The organism is Kribbella sp. NPDC051586 (assembly GCF_044453965.1).
GTDB lineage: Bacteria > Actinomycetota > Actinomycetes > Propionibacteriales > Kribbellaceae > Kribbella.
The window spans coordinates 1134224-1152431 of record NZ_JBITDF010000001.1 but is presented as its reverse complement, the minus strand read 5'-3'; the positions used below and the strand labels follow the sequence as shown (position 1 = coordinate 1152431).

23 protein-coding genes and 1 riboswitch are annotated in these 18208 nt (G+C 69.1%); of the genes, 14 read left to right on the top strand and 9 right to left on the bottom strand.

Translation table 11 applies throughout. The features are described from left to right. Window positions 1–10 precede the first annotated feature (10 nt). On the top strand, window positions 11–1114 hold the full coding sequence (locus tag ACIA58_RS05665; protein ID WP_396402403.1) for a calcium:proton antiporter: 1104 nt from the start codon (window positions 11–13) through the stop codon (window positions 1112–1114). Here the strand turns inward: ACIA58_RS05665 and ACIA58_RS05660 are convergent. The 3 genes from ACIA58_RS05660 to ACIA58_RS05650 form a co-directional block, all read right to left on the bottom strand. Continuing rightward, entirely contained in the window at window positions 1080–2522 is a 1443-nt protein-coding gene (locus ACIA58_RS05660) for an ankyrin repeat domain-containing protein (protein ID WP_396402402.1), read from the bottom strand. The genes ACIA58_RS05665 and ACIA58_RS05660 overlap by 35 nt on opposite strands. Before the next feature lie 144 nt (window positions 2523–2666). Next, window positions 2667–3026 (bottom strand): YybH family protein, encoded by a 360-nt coding sequence (locus tag ACIA58_RS05655; protein ID WP_396402401.1) that lies wholly within the window; start codon window positions 3024–3026, stop codon window positions 2667–2669. After that, on the bottom strand, window positions 3023–4069 hold the full coding sequence (locus ACIA58_RS05650; RefSeq protein ID WP_396402400.1) for an amidohydrolase family protein: 1047 nt from the start codon (window positions 4067–4069) through the stop codon (window positions 3023–3025). The genes ACIA58_RS05655 and ACIA58_RS05650 overlap by 4 nt, the downstream gene beginning before the upstream one ends. Window positions 4070–4198: 129 nt before the next feature. Here ACIA58_RS05650 and ACIA58_RS05645 point away from each other — a divergent pair, with 129 nt between their 5' ends. Genes ACIA58_RS05645 through ACIA58_RS05635 form a run of 3 tightly spaced genes read left to right on the top strand, consistent with a single transcriptional unit; the run spans window position 4199 to window position 5688 of the window. Next, entirely contained in the window at window positions 4199–4624 is a 426-nt protein-coding gene (locus ACIA58_RS05645; protein ID WP_396402399.1) for a hypothetical protein, read from the top strand. A 13-nt stretch (window positions 4625–4637) separates the two neighbouring features. Continuing rightward, window positions 4638–5048, top strand: coding sequence for a thiol-disulfide oxidoreductase DCC family protein (locus ACIA58_RS05640; RefSeq protein ID WP_396402398.1), 411 nt, complete (start codon window positions 4638–4640; stop codon window positions 5046–5048). Continuing rightward, complete coding sequence (locus ACIA58_RS05635; protein WP_396402397.1) at window positions 5020–5688, top strand: TetR family transcriptional regulator; 669 nt, start codon at window positions 5020–5022, stop codon at window positions 5686–5688. Before ACIA58_RS05640 ends, ACIA58_RS05635 begins: the two co-directional genes overlap by 29 nt. Window positions 5689–5705: 17 nt before the next feature. On the opposite strand, the gene ACIA58_RS05630 is transcribed toward ACIA58_RS05635, so the two are convergent. Next, complete coding sequence (locus ACIA58_RS05630; RefSeq protein WP_396402396.1) at window positions 5706–6215, bottom strand: DinB family protein; 510 nt, start codon at window positions 6213–6215, stop codon at window positions 5706–5708. 205 nt (window positions 6216–6420) lie between these two features. Here ACIA58_RS05630 and ACIA58_RS05625 point away from each other — a divergent pair, with 205 nt between their 5' ends. The 4 genes from ACIA58_RS05625 to ACIA58_RS05610 all read left to right on the top strand — a co-directional run bounded on the left by ACIA58_RS05625 (window position 6421) and on the right by ACIA58_RS05610 (window position 10880). Continuing rightward, window positions 6421–8076, top strand: a complete 1656-nt coding sequence (locus tag ACIA58_RS05625) for a DEAD/DEAH box helicase (protein WP_396402395.1) — start codon at window positions 6421–6423, stop codon at window positions 8074–8076. A 126-nt stretch (window positions 8077–8202) separates the two neighbouring features. After that, window positions 8203–9111, top strand: a complete 909-nt coding sequence (locus tag ACIA58_RS05620) for a phosphotriesterase (protein ID WP_396402394.1) — start codon at window positions 8203–8205, stop codon at window positions 9109–9111. Window positions 9112–9126: 15 nt separating this feature from the next. After that, window positions 9127–9495 carry a DUF1304 domain-containing protein gene (locus ACIA58_RS05615; protein WP_396402393.1) on the top strand — a complete coding sequence of 123 codons (369 nt, stop codon included), beginning with the start codon at window positions 9127–9129 and terminating at the stop codon, window positions 9493–9495. Between the two features lie 29 nt (window positions 9496–9524). Beyond that, on the top strand, window positions 9525–10880 hold the full coding sequence (locus tag ACIA58_RS05610; protein WP_396402392.1) for an MFS transporter: 1356 nt from the start codon (window positions 9525–9527) through the stop codon (window positions 10878–10880). Between the two features lie 23 nt (window positions 10881–10903). On the opposite strand, the gene ACIA58_RS05605 is transcribed toward ACIA58_RS05610, so the two are convergent. Next, the gene (locus ACIA58_RS05605) at window positions 10904–11545 is read right to left on the bottom strand and encodes a LysE family translocator (RefSeq protein ID WP_396402391.1); all 642 of its coding nucleotides are present in this window, start codon (window positions 11543–11545) and stop codon (window positions 10904–10906) included. A 149-nt stretch (window positions 11546–11694) separates the two neighbouring features. Then, a riboswitch (cobalamin riboswitch) is annotated at window positions 11695–11761 on the top strand. Between the two features lie 57 nt (window positions 11762–11818). Here ACIA58_RS05605 and ACIA58_RS05600 point away from each other — a divergent pair. The 6 genes from ACIA58_RS05600 to ACIA58_RS05575 all read left to right on the top strand — a co-directional run bounded on the left by ACIA58_RS05600 (window position 11819) and on the right by ACIA58_RS05575 (window position 15395). Then, a complete protein-coding gene (locus ACIA58_RS05600; protein ID WP_396402390.1) occupies window positions 11819–12016 on the top strand; it encodes a CbtB domain-containing protein in 198 nt (65 codons plus the stop codon). A gap of 5 nt (window positions 12017–12021) precedes the next feature. Continuing rightward, window positions 12022–12762: a CbtA family protein gene (locus tag ACIA58_RS05595; protein WP_396402389.1), complete on the top strand. Its 741-nt coding sequence runs from the start codon at window positions 12022–12024 to the stop codon at window positions 12760–12762. Next, the gene (locus tag ACIA58_RS05590) at window positions 12759–13310 is read left to right on the top strand and encodes a histidine phosphatase family protein (RefSeq protein ID WP_396402388.1); all 552 of its coding nucleotides are present in this window, start codon (window positions 12759–12761) and stop codon (window positions 13308–13310) included. Before ACIA58_RS05595 ends, ACIA58_RS05590 begins: the two co-directional genes overlap by 4 nt. 119 nt (window positions 13311–13429) lie before the next feature. Beyond that, complete coding sequence (locus ACIA58_RS05585; RefSeq protein ID WP_396402387.1) at window positions 13430–14587, top strand: alpha/beta hydrolase; 1158 nt, start codon at window positions 13430–13432, stop codon at window positions 14585–14587. Continuing rightward, window positions 14584–14955 carry a hypothetical protein gene (locus ACIA58_RS05580; protein ID WP_396402386.1) on the top strand — a complete coding sequence of 124 codons (372 nt, stop codon included), beginning with the start codon at window positions 14584–14586 and terminating at the stop codon, window positions 14953–14955. Before ACIA58_RS05585 ends, ACIA58_RS05580 begins: the two co-directional genes overlap by 4 nt. 56 nt (window positions 14956–15011) lie before the next feature. After that, complete coding sequence (locus tag ACIA58_RS05575) at window positions 15012–15395, top strand: hypothetical protein (protein ID WP_396402385.1); 384 nt, start codon at window positions 15012–15014, stop codon at window positions 15393–15395. A gap of 27 nt (window positions 15396–15422) precedes the next feature. Here the strand turns inward: ACIA58_RS05575 and ACIA58_RS05570 are convergent, their stop codons facing one another. The 4 genes from ACIA58_RS05570 to ACIA58_RS05555 are packed head-to-tail and all read right to left on the bottom strand — an operon-like array spanning window position 15423 to window position 18206. Then, entirely contained in the window at window positions 15423–16319 is an 897-nt protein-coding gene (locus ACIA58_RS05570; protein WP_396402384.1) for a phytanoyl-CoA dioxygenase family protein, read from the bottom strand. A 15-nt stretch (window positions 16320–16334) separates the two neighbouring features. Beyond that, window positions 16335–16712: a VOC family protein gene (locus tag ACIA58_RS05565; RefSeq protein ID WP_396402383.1), complete on the bottom strand. Its 378-nt coding sequence runs from the start codon at window positions 16710–16712 to the stop codon at window positions 16335–16337. Window positions 16713–16721: 9 nt separating this feature from the next. After that, window positions 16722–17324: a class I SAM-dependent methyltransferase gene (locus ACIA58_RS05560; protein WP_396402382.1), complete on the bottom strand. Its 603-nt coding sequence runs from the start codon at window positions 17322–17324 to the stop codon at window positions 16722–16724. Between the two features lie 33 nt (window positions 17325–17357). Continuing rightward, the gene (locus ACIA58_RS05555; protein ID WP_396402381.1) at window positions 17358–18206 is read right to left on the bottom strand and encodes a fumarylacetoacetate hydrolase family protein; all 849 of its coding nucleotides are present in this window, start codon (window positions 18204–18206) and stop codon (window positions 17358–17360) included. Between the last annotated feature and the right edge of the window lie 2 nt (window positions 18207–18208).

Here is an 18208-nt window from a genome sequence, read left to right as displayed (position 1 = left end):
CTGTGTGGGGATGACAATCTCTGTGATCCAAGGGTTGCCGCGCTGGACGTTGGCCGTGCCGCCGCTCGCTTTCGTTGTCCTGCTGGTGACGTGGCATCGCGACCTGGGCGCGTTCCTGCTGATCCTGGTCTGCCTCGGTCTCGGTGGCGCGGTGATCGCCGCCGTCCACCACGCCGAGGTCGTCGCACACCGCGTCGGTGAACCGTACGGCACGCTGATCCTGGCGCTCGCGGTGACGATCATCGAGGTCGCGCTGATCGTCACGCTGATGGCGTCGGGCGGCGAGAAGGCCGCGCCGCTGGCCCGCGACACGGTGTTCGCCGCCGTGATGATCACCTGCAACGGGATCCTGGGGTTGTCCCTCGTTGTCGGCTCGCTACGGCACCGGGTGCAGGAGTTCCGCGTGCAGGCGTCGTACTCCGCGCTGACGGTGATGACCGCTCTGGTCACGCTGAGCCTGGTCCTGCCGACGTTCACGACGAGCGCGCCGGGGCCGCGGTTCAGCTCGGCGCAGCTCGCGTTCGCCGGCGTCATGTCCCTGGTGCTGTACGGCGTCTTCGTGTTCATCCAGACGATCCGGCACCGGGACTATTTCTTGCCCGTACGTTCGGATGGTGACGTCGACGAGGACGAGGATCATCACGCGGCGGCGCCGAGCGGCAAGACCGCGCTGCTCAGCCTCGGATTGTTGTTCGTCTGCCTGATCGCGGTGGTCGGTCTGGCCAAGACCGTGTCGCCGAAGCTCGAGTCCGCGGTGGAGTCGGCCGGTGCACCGCTGGCCGTGGTCGGTGTCGTGATCGCGCTGCTGGTGCTGCTGCCGGAGACAGTTGCCGCAGTGCGCGCGGCACTGCGGAACCGTCTCCAGACCAGCGTCAACCTGGCCCTCGGCTCAGCGCTCGCCAGCATCGGACTGACCATCCCCGCGATCGCGGTCGCGTCCATCTGGCTGAGCGGACCGCTCGTCCTCGGGCTCGGCGGCAAGGAGATGGTGCTGTTCGCGCTGACTGTCGTGACCGCCATGCTGACTCTCGCTACCGGGCGCGCCACCCTGCTCCAGGGAGCCGTTCACCTCGCGGTGTTCAGTGCGTTCCTGTTCCTTGCGGTAAGCCCCTGAGGTAGTCGATCACCGCCTGCTGGTTGGTGTGCTCCGCCCAGCCGAGCGCGTTCCCGTTGTAGTTGGGATCGCGCAGCTCCGGGTCGGCGCCCAGCTCGATCAGCTTCTTGACCGTGTCCAGATGGCCGTTGATCGCGGCGCGGTGGATCGGCGCCGAACCGCCGGAGATCCGATTCAGGTCGAACCCGAGCCGCTGCAACGGTTCCATCGCCTCGGTACGGCCGATCTCGGCGGCTCGAACCGGCAGATGACCCTGGCGAGCCACCGCACGTGCGGCTAGTCCGGCGTCGACGTCCGGTACCTCGCCGCGCATCGCCGCGGCGTACACCTCCTCGATCTCGTCCAGCGGCGCCGCACCCCGCGCACGCAGCAGCTCCGCGATCTCCGCATGCCCTTGGACCGCCGCCAGCACGTACGGTCGACTGCCGCCGAAGACCGGGTGCCTGGTGCCGGTGCCTTCGGGATCGGTGCCTTGGGCAAGCACCAGCTCCGCCCGGTGCAGCAGACCGGCCCAGGACGCGAACACCAGTTCGTCCTCGAGGAGTTGCTGCGGAGTCGGGTGCGCGGTCGTCATCCGTTCGTGCCACGGACCGCCGTCGCCGCGACCCAGTCCATACTCGAGTAGGAGCTCCAGGTGCAAATCGTCGTACGGCGGGGGACAACCGGGACCGCAGTTGTACATGGTCTGACTGTCGTTCGGGTCAGCGCCCGCGTCGAGCAGGACGCGGGCCAGCTCGACGCGTTCGCGGTGTGGCGGCTGGTCGCCCTCGCCGCGGCCGAAGACCCCGGTGATTGCGGTGAACGGTGACGGCAGGCCCTGCCAGAGGTAGCCGGCGTTCGGGTCGGCGCCGTTCTCGAGGAGGAGACGCGCGATCTCGACCTGATCAGGTGCGTCGAGGCGGCTGTAGGTGAGGTAGAGCAACGGCTCCCAGCGGTACGGTCCGCCTTCTGTCGCCGCCTCGGACAGGTCCGCGCGTACGGCGGCCAGGTCGCCGGCCACAACCTTCGTGTAAATGTTGCTCTGGGCAATCTTTGGGAACTGGTCCAGGAGGTCCCGCGCGGATCGTTGCCGGGCCGGATCGTCCTGCCCGTAGTGCAGAGTTGCGAGGCGGAGGAACTCGTCGGCGCGCTGCTCGGGGGTGTCGAGTGGTCCGCCGACCGACTGCCGATGGGGTGAGCGACTGTAGCGCGCGACAAGCTCCAGGTGGCGTACGATCCGCGGCCAGCTGGGGAATCCGTAGCTGCGGGCAATCACCAGCTGTGCGTCGGCCAGCGTCCGCACAGGATGGAACTCCTCCGCGAGTGCGGTTGCCTCGCGGTCCCCGGCGCGGACGTCCTTGAGCAGCGCTTTGGACTGCTTGCGAAGGTGTTCGAGGTGTGGGTCGTCCGGAAGATTTCGGGTCGGCATCACCGACCTCCTCTCTACGAGCCCGCTGTCCGCGTCGTCGGGCGAGAAAGGAGGTGAACAACTGCCACAACCGTGCTCATGTCAGGTGGGCTGAGCCCTTCCCGCGGACCGGTGGCACCCTGAGCGCCTGTCCGCGAGGGTAGCTCACAGCGGCTTTTCCATCCACCATTCGGTGAACTCGTGCGCGCGGTCGCGGTCCAGCCGGATCACCCACAGGTTGCTGAACTCGCCCGGCGGAGTGGTCAGGTACGTCGTCCAGCCCCGGACGAACCCGACCCCGTCGCCGAACCCCAGCACCTCGTACTCGAACGTCGTCTCGCCCGGCCCGTCCGCGATCTCGAGCCAGGCCGCCACGATCGCGTCCCTCCCCAGCACCGGATCCTCGTCCGGTCGCCGGTACCAGGCGGCGTCCTCGGTCCAGAGCGCGGCGATATGCGCGGGATCGTTGGTCTCCCAGGCCTTCCGGTACCGCTCGACCCACCGATCGAGGTCCTTCTCCTTCATGAGATCCGGCGGTGGTTCAGTACGACGGCCGCCGGCTGCGTGAGTACGTCGGGGTGTTCGCGCGGGTCGGCCTCGTACGTGACGAGGTTGCCGGTGCCGGTCAGGCCGAGGAATTCCTGGGCGCCGGTCGAGGCGGCGGTGAGCGCCTGCTCGACGGAGAGCCCGTGCTGCACCAGTAGGTCGATCTCGGCGGCGACGGTGCCGACCACGTCGGATCCGGTCAGCACACGGACGCCGTACTGCTCGGTGAGCGGGAGAAGCGTGGCCACGTGCTCGGAACGTGCCTTCCGGCGGGCCGCGGCCTCGGGGGTCTCGTTCGGGCCGGGGGTGAGTCCTGCGCTCAGCGTTGGCGTCCACGCGCCACCGCGAGCGCCCAACGTCTCCAGGTCTTCCTCGGTGAGCGACGTACCGTGCTCGACCGAGTCGATGCCGAGCCGGATCAGGTCGGTCACCCGGTCGCTCGTGACGTGCGCGGCGACCCGGGCACCCCGAGCATGCGCGAGGTCGACCATCGCCTCGATGACGTCGAGGTCGTACGTCGGCCCGACCTGGCTGCCGCGGATCGAGCCGTCCGGGCCGACCTCGGGGAAGTCGCCGACGAGCTTCAGCCAGGTCGCGCCGTCGGCGATCTCGGCCTCGACCGCGGCGAGCAGCTCCTCCGGGGCGACCGGCGTGTACATCTGCGGGAAGTAGCGGCCGCTCGGTGCCAGGAACCGGCCGGCCGCGAGCACGAACGGGCGGTTGTCGTCCTCGGTCCGCGCCAGCTTCAGCGTGACGTCGCGGTTGCCGCCGACATCACGGACCGCGCTGACGCCGGCCTCCGCGAGCTCACCGAGCCGCTCGTTCGCGAACTCCTCGCCGAGCATCGCCGGTCCGGTCTCGGTGTAGCCCATGGTCAGGTGGCAGTGCGAGTCGACGAAGCCGGGTACGCCGTACCGGCCGGGCAGCAGCTCGCCGATCTCGCCGGGGCCGAGCGTGACGCGGGCGGTGTCGCCGGACGGGAGCACGGTTCCTTCGAAGACCCACGTCGGCACAGTCGTCATGGTTGCCATCCTGCCGCAGGGGAGATCCACGTCACGTGATCTCTCACTTGAACATGTTCAAAAAGACGGCGTACGGTCAGAGCTGTCAGAGATTTGAACGTGTTCAAGAAGAGTGGGGATGAGATGGACATGACGGTGACGACGTACCTGGTCTACCTGGCCATCGCGGTGCCGCTGACGATCTGGGTCGCGCGGACGCTGAGCCGGAACGGGCGGATCTTCCTGGTCGACGTGTTCCACGGCAACGAGGACTTCGCCGACGCGGTGAACCGGCTGCTGGTGGTCGGGTTCTACCTGGTCAACCTCGGGTTCGTGACGCTGTTCCTGCGCGGCGGGAGCGCGGTCGTGGACGCGCGCGGGGTGTTCGAGCAGCTGAGCGTGAAGCTCGGGATCGTGATGCTGGTGCTCGGGGCCGTGCATCTGACGAACGTCTGGATCTTCAACAAGATCCGCACCCGGAGTCAGCTCGACACCATGAGCCGCCCGCCGGTGCCGCCGAACGAGACCGTCCAGCCGTTGACGATGACCGAGCAGGCCGCCCGGTACGGATATTGAAGGCCACCGGGCCGTGCGTGAGTTGACGGTGCTGTACGACGCCCGCTGCGGACTGTGCCGCCGGTTCAAGGACTGGCTGGCCGCGCAGCGGCCGGCGCCGAACGGGGAGGGCGGGGTGGTGCGCCTGCGGTTCGTCGCGGCGGGGTCGACGGATGCGCGGGCGCAGTACCCGACGCTGGATCACGAGGCGACGCTGCGCGAGGTGACGGTGGTCGCCGACGACGGATCGGTGTACGTCGGGGATCGCGCGTGGATCGTCTGCCTGTGGGCCACGGGGGAGCACAGGCACACCGCCGTACGGCTGGCGAGTCCGGCGATGCGGCCGGTGGCACGGGCGATGGTGCAAGCAGCCGCGGGACTGCGGCGGTTGAGTGGAGGTGACTACGCTGACGGATGTGACGGACAGTGCGACCGCGAAGGGTGAGCAGACGCGCGAGCTGATCCTGTCGACGGCGCTGCGGCTGTTCCGCGAGCAGGGGTACGGGAAGACCACGATGCGCGCGATCGCCGCCGAGGCCGGCGTGTCGGTGGGGAACGCGTACTACTACTACGGCTCCAAGGACCACCTGATGCAGGCGTACTACGACCTGCTCCAGGACCAGCACCGCTCAGCCGTCGAGCCACTCCTCGCCGCGGAGAAGGCGTTCGTACCGCGTCTGAGCGGCGTACTGCGGACGTGGCTGGACGTGGCCGCGCCGTACCACGAGTTCGCCGGCACGTTCTTCAAGACGGCGGCCGATCCGAAGAGTCCGCTGTCTCCCTTCAGCGACGAGTCCCGCCCGGCACGCGACGCCAGCGTGGAGATCTTCCGGCGGGTGGTCGAGGGGTCGGACCTGAAGGTCCCCGCGGACCTACGCGCCGAACTCCCCGAGCTCCTCTGGCTCCTCCAGATGGGCATCGTCCTCTTCTGGGTCCACGACTCCAGCGAGGACGTCCGCCGCACCCACACCCTGATCAACCGCGCCGTCCCGCTCGTCGACCGCCTCCTTCGCCTGACCCGCATCCCCGGCGTACGAGGTGTGGTGGCAGACCTGGTCGGCTTGATCCACTCGATCAAGCCGTAAACGCGCCCGCGCGCGGGTTATTCGCCGGTGGTGCCGTCCAGGCGTTCGCGGAGGAGGTCGGCGTGGCCGTTGTGGCGGGCGTATTCCTCGATCATGTGGATGTAGAGGTAGCGAACGGAGTACGGGCCCTCGTAGCCGGGGCGGACGAAGGTGTCGTCCAGCGAGTAGGTGCCGGCGAGGGTGTCTGAGGTCCTCACGATCTGGCGGAAGTCTTCGACGTCTTGCTCGGCCTGCGCGGGATCGACCAGGTCGAAGTCGCCGTCGGGGTGTTCTGCGGTCCAGTACTTCGGGGGCGAGTCGTGGCCGGCGAGCGCCCGGTGGAACCAATACTTCTCGACCTCGCTGAGATGCCGGACCAGTCCGATCAGCGACATGCTGGACGGATCGACGGTGCGCTGGACCAGCTGTTCGCCGGTCAGCCCGGACACCTTCCACAGCAGCGTGCCGCGGTGGAAGCCGAGGAATCCTTGCAGGAGCGTGCGCTCGTCGGCGGCCGTGGGCGGATCCACGCGGAACTCTGTCGTCACCCGCAGAACCTAACCCGTGTGACGAGGGTCCTGTGAATATCCGGGACGATGTAGGCCCTCAGTGCCGTAGACTGTCTGTGACGGCCCGCCCAGTTCTGCCTCGGGCCGGTGCGCGCAACTACTTTGCGCCAGCAGTCGACCACCACGCGCCGCGGCCCACCAGGCCGCGCCGGGCAGGACGACCCCCGACTTTTGGAGTACTTCTATGGCGGCCCGCCGCCCCACGTCTACAACCACGCCCACGCAATCCACCTCCCCGCGCCGCAACCCGAGCGCAACCTCGCAGGGCCCCGCCGCGTCCACGCGGCCGCGCCGCCGGCGCCGTTCAGGTGCCGCGCGCGACAACCAGGCGACTCCCGGCCAGTCCGTGGTTGCTGAGAGCAACGATGTTGAAACAGTTGCCCTTGACAACGTCACGGAGCTTGCCCCGGACAACCGCACGTTCGCGGAGCTCGGCGTGCCGGCTCCGCTGGTCGCCGCACTGGACGCATCCGGTGTGACGAATCCGTTCCCGATCCAGGCGGCCACGCTGCCGGATTCGCTGGCCGGCAAGGATGTGCTCGGCCGCGGCCGGACCGGCTCCGGCAAGACCTACGCGTTCGTCCTGCCGGTGCTGGCGCGACTCGCCGCGAGCGGCACGAAGCGCCGGCCGAACCAGCCGCGCGCCCTCATCCTGGCGCCGACCCGTGAGCTCGCCACCCAGATCCAGGCCTCGATCGCTCCGCTCGCGGACACGCTCGGCCTGCGTTCGATGACGATCTTCGGCGGGGTCGGGCACGGCCCGCAGATCACCGGCCTGCGCAAGGGCGCCGACATCGTCGTCGCCTGCCCGGGCCGGCTCGAGGACCACATCCAGGCTGGTCACGCCAAGCTCGGCGCGGTGGAGATCACCGTGCTCGACGAGGCCGACCACATGGCCGATCTCGGCTTCCTTCCCGCCGTACGCCGGATCCTCGAGGCGACACCGTCCACGGCTCAGCGGCTGCTGTTCTCCGCCACGCTGGACGCCGGCGTCGACGTTCTCGTACGCCGTTTCATGACCAACCCGGTCACGCACAGCGTCGACTCGGCGCGCTCGCCGGTCGCCAACATGACGCACCACGTGCTGCACGTCCAGGCGGACACGCGGCTCCCGGTGCTGGTCGACCTGACCGCCGCGCCCGGGCGTTCGCTGGTCTTCACGCGGACGAAGTACGGCGCGAAGGCGCTGACCAAGAAGCTGATCGCCCAGGGCGTTCCGGCTGTCGAGCTGCACGGGAACCTGTCCCAGGGCGCGCGTACGCGGAATCTCGAGGCGTTCGCGGACGGCTCGGCGAAGACGCTGGTCGCCACCGACATCGCGGCGCGCGGCATCCACGTCGACGGGGTCACGCTGGTGATCCACGCCGACCCGCCGATCGAGCACAAGGCATACCTGCACCGCTCCGGCCGTACGGCGCGCGCGGGGGCCGAGGGGACCGTCGTCACGCTGATGACGGACGAGCAGGTCCGCGACGTCCGCGACCTCACCCGCAAGGCCGGCATCGCCGCGACGGTCACCAAGCTCACCACCGGGGACCCGCTGCTGACCGAGCTCGCCCCGGGCGAACGCACGTACGTCGAGCCACCGGCAAAGCCGTCGTCCGCAGAGGCCCCGCGTGGTGGTCGCTCATCCGGCTCGCGCCGCCGCTCAGGTGGAGCAGCCGGTCGCACGGCGAACTCTGCCGGAGCTGCAGGGCGGACGAGCGCAGGCGGTTCGAGCCGAGGCTCGGCCGGATCCGCGGTTCGCTCGGCCGGCTCCACACCGGGTTCGACCGGTTCAAGCCGCCGGTCGTCCAGCCGCGGCCGGCGCCGCCGAGGCCCAGGCAAGCAAGCCGCCTGAGTCGAGCGCGCTTACTTGCCCGCCCCCGCTGAAGCCGGCGGGGTCCGGGCAATGAGCCGGCTGGGCGCCGTTCACTCAGTGAGATCCCGCCGAGAGCCGGGCCTTCTTGGACGCTACGTTGGTCGTGTGATTCGTACTGTTCTGGGGGATCTGCGGCCCGAGGCGCTCGGGATTACTGACTCGCACGACCACCTGTTCTTCCGCTCGGTTGCACTGCCCGGGCAGGAGCTGGACGACGAGGCCGCCGCGGTGGCCGAAGTACGGGCGTTCGCGGACGCGGGTGGTCAGGCGATCGTGCAGTGGACACCGTACGGGCTGAACCGGCGTGCCGACCTCCTGCCCGGGATCTCAACCAGCACAGGTGTGTCGATCCTCGCGGCGACCGGTCTGCACCGGCGCGAGCACTACCCCGACGGGTTCGTCGACAAGGTGCAGGACCAGTTGGCGGAGATCTTCGTCCGCGAACTCAGCACCGGCATCGGCGAGACCCAGGTACGCGCGGGCCTGATCAAGGTGGCCGGCGGCTTCCATGTTCTCGACGCCCACGCCGAGCTGGTGATGCGGGCGGCGGCCGAGGCGCATCATTCGACGAACGCCCCGATCGCCATCCACCACGAGCTGGGCTCCGCGGCCGACGCCGTACTCGATCTGCTCGTCGACACGCTCGACGTACATCCGGATGCCGTTGTCCTCGGCCACCTCAACCGCTTCCCGGACCATCGCGTTCACCTCGAGTTGGCGCAGCGGGGCGCGTGGCTCGCGTTCGACGGGCCGTCGCGGGCCAACAACGCCACCGACCCGCGGATGATGGACTGTCTGGCCGCGCTGATCGACGCCGGGTACGCCGACCGGCTGCTGCTCGGCGGCGACACGACGACCGCTCGCGCGCGGGCCGCCACCGGTGAAGGCCCGGGCATGCCGTACCTGCTGACCCACCTGCGACCACGGATCACGCGGCACTTCGGCGCGGACGTCGCGGACGCCATGTTCCGGAACAACCCAGCGCGTGCCTTCACCACGGATTGGCGGGCGTAGCGGTACGTTCCCCGCATGAGTCTGATCGCGCAGGTCTTCGTGGTTGTTGCCGGCGTGTTCCATGTGTTCGTGTTCGCCATGGAGAGCCTGCTGTTCCGCAAGCCGGGTATGTACCGGCGGTTCCTGGTCAAGGACGACACCGAGATGGCGACCGCGCGGCCATGGGCGTTCAACCAGGGCTTCTACAACCTGTTCCTGGCGATCGGCGCGCTCGGCGGTCTGGTCTGGGGTGGCGACAAGGGCCACGCCATCGCCTTGTTCGCGTGCGCGTGCATGGCCGGTGCGGGCGTCGTACTGGTCGCCTCCGACCGCCGGATGATCCGCGCCGCCGCAACCCAGGCCGTCCCGCCGATCGTTGCGCTGGTACTGGCGGCCTTGACTTAAAGTGCACTTGAGGACGGAACCTTCTCGGCATGACCACCCTTGCCGAGCCGGCCGCTGACACCAGCGGCGTCCTCTCCCCGCAGTACCGCGCGCTGACGATCGGGATGGTTGCCCTGATCACCCTCGTCGCGTTCGAGTCACTGGCTGTCGCGACGGCGATGCCGACGGTTGCGCAGGCGCTCGACGGCCTTCGCCTGTATGCGCTCGCGTTCGGCGGGCCGCTCGCGTCCGGTGTGGTCGCGATGGTTGTCTCCGGCACCTGGAGTGACCTGAAGGGCCCGACCCGCCCGCTCTGGCACGGTACGGCGTGGTTCCTGGGCGGGCTGGTCATCGCGGGGTTCGCGCCGACGATGGAGGTTCTCGTCGTCGGCCGGATCATCCAGGGCTACGGCTCCGGGCTGCTGACCGTCGCGCTGTACGTCGTCGTCGGGCAGCTGTACCCGGCCCGTCTGCGTCCGCGGATCTTCGCCGCCTTCGCGACTGCGTGGGTGGTGCCATCGTTGGTCGGTCCCGCAATCGCGGGGCTGGTCGTCGAGCACGCGAGCTGGCGGATCGTGTTCCTGGCCGTACCGGTGATCGGGATCCCGGCGGCGCTGGTGATGCGGCCCGGCCTGGCGCGCGGCATCGAGCACGAGTCGCGGCCGGGGAAGCTGTGGGACAAGCGCGCGATGTGGGCGGTCGCCGCGGCGGTTGGTGTCGGTCTGCTGCACTACGGTGGACAGCAGCACGGCGTACTCCAGATCGCCCTGCTCGTGATCGGTCTGGCCGGCGTGATCGCGTTCGGGCCACGATTGCTGCCCTCCGGGACCTTCGTCTTCGGGCGTGGGCTTCCGTCGGTGATCGCGCTGCGTGGGTTGGTCGCGGCGTCCGGGTTCGGCGCCGAGGTTTTCCTGCCGCTGATGCTGACCCGGGAGCGCGGTCTTTCGCCGGCGCTGGCGGGTCTGGTACTGACTGTGAGCGCGTTGAGCTGGTCCGCGGCGTCCTGGTACCGCGGCCGGCCGAACCAGCCGTTCTCGAACGCGGTGTTCCTGCAGGCCGGGATGCTGTCGATCGTGCTCGGGATCGTGACCGCGGCCCTGACCTTGAATCCGCAGGTGCCGGTCCTGGTCGGCATCCTCGGGTGGAGCCTCACCGGGCTCGGCATGGGCACGGTGTTCCCGACGCTGTCGGTGCTGGTGCTGGAGTACTCCGAACGCGACGAGCAAGGCGCCAACAGCTCCGCGGCGCAGCTCAGCGACTCGTTGTCTACAGCAACGATCCTGGCGATCGGCGGATCACTGTTCGCGGCGATGGAGCCGCACTCCGCGGTGCTGGCCTACCTTGTCGCCTTCGGGTTCCCGGCGCTGCTCGCGTTGCTCGGTGTGCAGGCGGGTCGGCGTACTTAGAGGGCGACTGTTCTTCGAGCCCGCTATTCCTTCGAGCCGGTCACCGCGATGCTGGCGCCGAGGCCGATGATCATCAGGCCGCCGGTGCCGCCGACCAGCTCGAGCCGGCGCGGCGAGCGGGCGAACCACTCGCGCGCCGTACCGGCCACGACCGCCCAGACGCTGTCCGAGCAGAGCGCGATGAGGATGAAGATCAGCCCGAGAATCAGGATCTGCGTCCACGCCGGGCTGCTCGCGCCCTTGTCCACGAACTGCGGCAGCACGGCCGCGAAGAACACCGCGGTCTTGGCGTTCGTCACACCGACGAGGAACCCTTGCCGGACGGTCTTCCGGCTGCTGCCTGGCTTCACGCCGGTGGCGAGCGCCTCCGCCAGGGATTTCCGCGACCGGAACGCCTGGACGCCGAGATAGATCAGGTACGCCGCTCCGCCGAGCTTCACCACGGTCAACGCGATCGCGCTGGCGGCGATCAAGGTGCCGAGCCCGAGCGCGACGAGCACGAGCATGACGGCCGCGCCGAGGGTATTGCCGACCATCGTCAGCACCGCCTCCCGCCGCCCCACCGCAAGCGCCCGCCCCACGATGAACAACACAGACGGCCCCGGGACCACGATGATGATGAACGCAGTAATCGCAAACGCAACCAAATGATGACCGGACGGCATCCCGCCAGGATAGGTGCTGACAGCTGGGCAGTCAGCCCACGCGTGGGGTCGAGCGTGGTGGGTGGGATAGATCACCGGCGCGCCGTGGCGCGTTGACCTGCGTCTGTTCTGGGCTCTACGGTTCGGGGGACAACCTGCGGTGTCATGAGGGAAGCCGGTGAGAGACCGGCACGGCCGCGCCACTGTGAGCGAGTTTCGGCTCGTGAGTCAGGATGCTCGGGCACCAGCAGCCTTTCGACGGGAACGCGCTTTTCCCCAGGAGGTTCAGTTCAGATGGCAGCTCCTGCCCAGTCGGTCGCCGTACCGGCCCTTTCGCCCAGGCTCCTCGTCGCCGCGATGCTCAGCGTCGGCTTGATGCTGCTGCTCGCTTATCTGGTCGGGTTCGACCAGGGCGCGGTCTCCCGGTCCGGGATGTACCTGCACGAGCTGATGCATGACGGGCGCCACCTGCTCGGCGTGCCCTGCCACTAGACGACATGCGCACCTTCGGATCGCTCCTGGTGCGCGGACTGATCGTCGGACTCTTCGCCGGCCTGCTGGCCGGAACGTTCGCCTACGTGATGGGCGAGCCGCGTGTCGACGCGGCGATCGCGATCGAAGAGTCCGGCGCCGCGCACTCACATGACCATGAAGAACACGCCGCAGAAGAAAAGCCCCTCGTCAGCCGAGAAGGCCAGAAAGCCGGCTTGTTCCTCGCCACCAGCCTGTACGGCGTCGCGCTCGGCGGCCTGTTCGCCGTCGCGTTCACGCTGCTGAGGCGCAAGCTCCGGACCGGCAACGACGCGTACGCCGCGCTCGGACTCGCCGCGGCCGGGTTCATCGGCATCGTGCTGGTCCCGTTCTTCAAATATCCACCGAATCCGCCCGCGGTCGGCGATCCGGACACGATCACGCGGCGGACGGTCACGTATCTGCTGACGCTCGTGATCGGCCTGCTGGCCGTCTGGACCGGCGTCTGGCTGTCCCGCTGGGCGGCCCGGTACGGCGACGTCGCGCGCCTCGCGGGTGGTGTGGTCGGACTCGTCGCGGTCGTTGTCGCGGCGTACCTGATCCTGCCGCGAATCAACGAGGTTCCGGAGACGTTCCCCGCTACGCTGCTGTGGCAGTTCCGGTTCGCCTCGCTCGGTACGCAGGCGACGCTGTGGCTCCTGCTCGGATTCGGGTACGCGGCCGCGGTGGACCGCCGGCCGATCCGAACGAAGGTGGCTGCCGCTTGACGGCTCTCACAGTGGTCGCGCACGCCCTGACACCCGCGCTGCGTGGGCTCGTGCTCGGTGGAGACACCGAGCCGGATCCGGCGAGTGTCGAGGCGGTGCGCGAGCTGAAGCTCTCGGCCGACGCGGTGTATGCCGGGCCTGAGTTGGCCGCCGTACGCACCGCCGCCGCGATGGGGTTCGACCCGGTCGTGGAGCAGGCTCTGCGGGACCGTGAGTACGGCGAATGGGCCGGTCGCGAGCTGGAGGACCTGCTCGCGACCGACCCGACGCGGGTGGCGGCGTGGCTCGAGCGGCCGCACACCGCGACGCCTGGTGGCGAGACCGAGAACGACGTGCTCGCCCGGGTCGCCGATTGGCTGGGCGACCTGAACGAGCGCCATGGCGATCGCAGCTCGTTGGTTGCGGTGGTCCATCCGGCGGTGGTCCGGGCGCTTGTGCTCTATGTCGTCGATGCCCCGGCCGAGTCGCTCCGGCATGTCGACGTACGACCGCTGGCCACCGTCAACCTCTCCCTGCACGTCGGGTCCTGGTCGCTCGCACTCCACTGAGCGCTCCGCGAAAGTCCACAGGTCACGGCCTGACGGGATGCGGGGGACCTTGTCGACTGGCAGACTGCCGTCAGTCCGGTCTCACGCCCAGGTGACCGGCTGTCACGGGGAGTCACGCCATGGACGAGCTGGCTGAGCGGTATCGCGCCAATCATGAGCTGCTCGAGGCTGCCCGCGACCGTCTGCAGGCAGCAGCCGACGCCGGTACCGCGGACGACGCCCAGCGGAAGCGGCTGGCGACCGTCCAGGAACTGCTGACGCCGGTCAGCACCACCGAGGTGGATGCCGACGGCAACGTGGTTGAGGTGAAGCGGCCGCGCCAGTTCCTCAAGGTCGATCCGGAGGGTCAGGGCCGTGCGGTCGAGGTGCTCGGCCGACTCGATCAGGCTCGGAACGTTGCGGTGCTGGTTCCCGGGATGGGGAACAGCCTGGACACCTTCCGTGGGCAATCGGACCGAGGCGACCTCATCCGGCAGGAGGCTGGTCCCTCGGACACGGCAGTGGTGGTTTGGCTCGACTACGACTCGCCCCACGGGGTGGTCGAGGCCGCGAGCAAGGACGCGGCGCTCGAGGGCGGCCCGCGGCTGGCGGAGTTCCTCAACGAGCTCGACGAGTTGAAAGCGCCGAACGCCGAGGTCACTGCGGTAGCGCACTCGTACGGCACCGACGTACTCGGGCAGGCGCTGCTCGACCACGGACGGGCGAAGCGCGTGGTGATGACCGGCTCGCCCGGAATCACGAAGTACGTCGATGAAGCCGCCGACTTCGTCCAGCCGCCGACCCGCCTGTACGTCGAACGCGCGCCGGGGGACTACGTCGCGTACACCGAATGGCACGGGCCTGATCCGGCGACCTTCCCCGACGCGATCCGGATGGCGACCAACGATCCGATCGCCAACGACGAGGCGGTCTCGGTGCACTGGCACAACGAGTACTACCGGCCGAACAGCGAGGCGCTGCGCAACATCGGGCGGGTGGTGCGCGGCGACCTGAGCTCGATCACGACGACCGGCACCAGCCGATCCGCCGAGACCAAGCTGGCCCTTGGTGCCTCGTGGGGCGGTCCGCTCAACGAGGTCGCCGGCGCCGCGTCGAAGGTGTACGACGGTGTCGTGGCTCTCACCAAACCGTCCCAGGCGTCCGCTCGAACCGCCGTCGAATCAGGTGCCGGCGGGCGGTCGGGTGCGGATGACCTGGGTGCTGCCGCTGGCGGCGAAGGCGCTGCTCGTGTGACCGGCGTACCGCGCGGCCGGCGGGCGCAAGGACCGCGGCGATGACGGGCGGGCGGGAGTTCTTGCGGGATGAGTTGGTTGCCGTGGCGGCAGCCGTCGTACCGGATCAGCAGCCGGTCGTCACGCACGATCCGGGGCCGGTGAACCCGGCGGTGCTGTCCGACGGCCGTGGCGCTGCCACCGTCTGCCGGGTCACCGTGGAGACCGGGCACCCGAAGGCACCGGATCCGTCGGCCGCCGTCTCCGCCGCGGCGGGCGTGTTGCGGTCTCGCGGGTGGAATGCAGAGGTGGCGGTGCCCGAGAACGGGCATTACCGCGTCGCGGCGTCTCGTGACGGTTTCGAGGTCGCCGTACACGCGTGGGCGACGGACTGGCGGATAACGTTCACCGGGGAGACACCGCTCGTATCTTGACGGCGAAACGCGGCGTGGTCTCGCGAAGCTTGGTCGCACGGTGTATCACGGATACCGTGACGCTGACCGAAGCCCGCAACTTCCTCCGCTCGGAGCTCCTGGCGGTGGCGGCTATCGTCGTGCCGGACCAGACACCGAGGGTGACCCAGGACGTCGGCCCTGCCGACCGCGGCGCCCTCGCCGACGACCGCGGTCGCGAGTCCGTCTGCACGATCACCGTCGAGACCGGTGATCCCACCACCCCCGACCCGGTGGCGAAGATCACCTTCACCGCCGAGACCCTCGAAGCCCGCGGCTGGAAGGTCACCGTCTCCGACGTGACCGACAACCACCACCAACTGACCGCCCGCCGCAACGGCTACGACCTCACCGTCGACGCCCACACCACAGACTGGCGCCTGACCCTCACCGGCCAGACCCCATACGTCGACGACCTGTAGAGGATCGCCGACGTACGTCCGGGCGGGCTACCGCCAGGGGGTCAGGTCGAGGGTGGGATAGCGCTGGGCGATGCCGGTGAGGGTTTGTTCGGTCCAGTACGGGTGGCCCGGGGGTGGGAAGCCGAAGAGTTCCAGTTGGCGCGGGGTGGCTCGGTGGACGAACTCGTACCAGGCGGGCTCGTGGCTGCGAGCTGCCCAGGCCATGCGCTGGCCCCAGTCGGCCTCGGCCGGGCGGTAGATGAGCTGCATCGAGTACCGCGCGCCGAGGGACCTCCGCAGGCCCGTGCCGCGGTGGAACGTGCGGGTGTTGAACGCGATCACCGTTCCGGCCGGGCCCGCACCGGACTGTTCGGCGTCGTACAGAGCGCTGTTGTCATCGGTCGAGACGAAGTCGCCACTGCCGCCGGATCGTGGGTAGAAGTTCGGCTTCATCGGCAGGTCCGCCGTGTGTTCGTAGGACACCAGATGGGGCGGTCCGAGTTCCTCGGGGACATCGACGAGGAGGACGAACAACTCCAGGTGCTGGTACCGATCCTCGAGCGACGGCACGAGGATCGTCTGGTTGAGGTAGTCGCGGTGCAGCTCCTGGTCGTACGACGTCGCACCTGTGTACTTCGCCCACGCTTCGGCCGACGAGAGTCGCAGATCGGACTGCCCGAGCAACGTCTCGGCGAGTCCCACGATCTTGGGGTGCACGGCGAGCAAGCTGAACGCGGGGCTGGTGAACGGAAACGCGTCGATCCCGTCGAACTCGTCCTCGACGTACCGCGACCGACGCTCATCCGTGCCGCCGTGAAAGCCCTCCGGAGTCGGGAACATCGCCGGTAGCTCACCCAGTGCCGGCTCCAGATCCTCCCCCGACAGGAAACCAGGCAGCACGACAAATCCCCGCGTCCGCCACTCGTCCGCAATGTTCCCGTTCATCAGCCAGTCCCCAGCTCAACTTGTGGCGTCGCGTTCGGCCTGGCTTCGGAGGATGCAGAATTCGTTGGCTTCGGGGTCGTGCATCACGACCCAGCCGGTGCCGTCGGGGTTGCGGTGGTCGGCGGCGATGGTGGCGCCGAGGGCGAGGACGCGCTCGACCTCTTCGTCGCGGGGGATGTCGGGCTCGAGGTCCAGGTGGACGCGGTTCTTAACGGCTTTCTCGTCGTTGTTCTGTTCGAAGAGCAGCGTCGCGGAGTCCGTCACCACCGCCGCGTAGGGGTCGCCGGGGTGGTCGTCGTCGGGGCGCGGGGCGTTCAGCACCTGCAACCAGAAGCCGGCCAGCTCGTACGGGTTGTGGGTATCGAACGTCACGGATCGCACGCGGGAAGTCATGCGCAGAGGCTACTTCCGGAAGAGCAATCGGTCCTCGGGAATTTCCGTCGCCAGGTACGGCGCGAAGCCGGCCGCGACCGCGAGCTCGGTCAACCCGGCCGCCGTCCAGCGGTGGACGTAGATGTTCATCGGATGGCCGCCGTACCCGGACGTCTTGTGAGTGGACTCCGAACCGACATGGAAGCCCATCAGCAGCACGCCGTCGGGGGCAAGGACGCGGTGGAACTCCGCGAACGCCTGCGGTACGACGTCGCGCGGCAGATGGATGATCGACCACCAGGACACGACGGCGGAGGCTGACTCGTCAGGCAGGTCCAGCGCGGTCATCGTGCCGACGCGCAAGTCGAGATCCGGGTGGTCGCGGCGGGCGACTTCGACCATCCCCGGTGAGAGGTCGATCCCGATGACCTCCAGATCGCGCGCGGCCAGCAGGCCGGTTGTCCGTCCCGGACCGCACCCGACATCGAGCACTACCCGTCCGGAGCCGGCGACAAGCTTCGCCAGCAGGTCGAAGCACTCCGACTCGGCGGACGCCCCATCCTGGACGAGTTCGGCGTACGAGACGGCGACGTTGTCGTAGGAGCTGCTGATGTCGGATAAGAAGTCGGTCACCCGGCCGACCCTAGAGCCGGCCGGGGACAGTTTTCAGGCCTTGCCGAGGGACTGCTTCTGCCGGCCCAGCCCGTCGATCTCCAGCTCCATCGTGTCGCCGGGAGACAGGTACGGGAACCGGCCGGACAGCGCCACGCCCTCCGGCGTACCGGTGTTCACGATGTCGCCGGGGCTCAGCACCATGTACTGCGAGAGGTCGCGGACCAGCGCCGCCACCGAGAAGATCATGTCCGCGGTGTTCGAGTCCTGCCGCGGCTCACCGTTCACCCACGACTTCAGCGCAAGGTTCGTCGGATCCACTTCGGAGGCGGGCACCAGCGCAGGCCCGAGCGGGTTGAACGTCTCGCAGCACTTGCCCTTGGACCACTGCCCGCCGGACACCTCGATCTGGAAGGTGCGCTCGGACACGTCGTTGGAGACGGTGTACCCCGCCACGCAGGCCAGCGCCTCCTCGTCGGTCTCGACGTACCGGGCTTGCTTGCCGATGACGACGGCGAGCTCGACCTCCCAGTCGGTCTTGGTGGAGCCGCGCGGCACGAGGACGTCGTCGTTCGGGCCGACGACCGTGTTCGGGTGCTTGAAGAAGACGATCGGCTGCTTCGGCGGCTCGGCACCGCCCTCGGCCGCGTGCGCCGCGTAGTTCATGCCGATGCAGACCACCGCGCCCGGCCGGGCGATCGGCGCGCCCACGCGCAGGCCGTCAGTCTCGACAGCGGGCAACGAGCCGGCCTCGAGCGCGGCGCGGGTCCGGGCGATCCCGTCGGCGGCCAGGAAAGCGCCGTCGATGTCGGTGGTGATCGGGGTCAGGTCGTGGACGGTGCCGTCGGCGGCGCGCACGTACGGGCGCTCCTCACCGACCGCACCGAGGCGGAGCAGTTCCACAG

Bases quoted from the DNA above. Each gene is read 5' to 3' on its own strand.
- ACIA58_RS05665 (WP_396402403.1), top strand. From the start codon at position 11: ATGACAATCTCTGTGATCCAAGGGTTGCCGCGCTGGACGTTGGCCGTG.
- ACIA58_RS05660 (WP_396402402.1), bottom strand. From the start codon at position 2,522: ATGCCGACCCGAAATCTTCCGGACGACCCACACCTCGAACACCTTCGC.
- ACIA58_RS05655 (WP_396402401.1), bottom strand. From the start codon at position 3,026: ATGAAGGAGAAGGACCTCGATCGGTGGGTCGAGCGGTACCGGAAGGCC.
- ACIA58_RS05650 (WP_396402400.1), bottom strand. From the start codon at position 4,069: ATGACGACTGTGCCGACGTGGGTCTTCGAAGGAACCGTGCTCCCGTCC.
- ACIA58_RS05645 (WP_396402399.1), top strand. From the start codon at position 4,199: ATGACGGTGACGACGTACCTGGTCTACCTGGCCATCGCGGTGCCGCTG.
- ACIA58_RS05625 (WP_396402395.1), top strand. From the start codon at position 6,421: ATGGCGGCCCGCCGCCCCACGTCTACAACCACGCCCACGCAATCCACC.
- ACIA58_RS05615 (WP_396402393.1), top strand. From the start codon at position 9,127: ATGAGTCTGATCGCGCAGGTCTTCGTGGTTGTTGCCGGCGTGTTCCAT.
- ACIA58_RS05610 (WP_396402392.1), top strand. From the start codon at position 9,525: ATGACCACCCTTGCCGAGCCGGCCGCTGACACCAGCGGCGTCCTCTCC.
- ACIA58_RS05605 (WP_396402391.1), bottom strand. From the start codon at position 11,545: ATGCCGTCCGGTCATCATTTGGTTGCGTTTGCGATTACTGCGTTCATC.
- ACIA58_RS05600 (WP_396402390.1), top strand. From the start codon at position 11,819: ATGGCAGCTCCTGCCCAGTCGGTCGCCGTACCGGCCCTTTCGCCCAGG.
- ACIA58_RS05595 (WP_396402389.1), top strand. From the start codon at position 12,022: ATGCGCACCTTCGGATCGCTCCTGGTGCGCGGACTGATCGTCGGACTC.
- ACIA58_RS05585 (WP_396402387.1), top strand. From the start codon at position 13,430: ATGGACGAGCTGGCTGAGCGGTATCGCGCCAATCATGAGCTGCTCGAG.
- ACIA58_RS05580 (WP_396402386.1), top strand. From the start codon at position 14,584: ATGACGGGCGGGCGGGAGTTCTTGCGGGATGAGTTGGTTGCCGTGGCG.
- ACIA58_RS05570 (WP_396402384.1), bottom strand. From the start codon at position 16,319: ATGAACGGGAACATTGCGGACGAGTGGCGGACGCGGGGATTTGTCGTG.
- ACIA58_RS05565 (WP_396402383.1), bottom strand. From the start codon at position 16,712: ATGACTTCCCGCGTGCGATCCGTGACGTTCGATACCCACAACCCGTAC.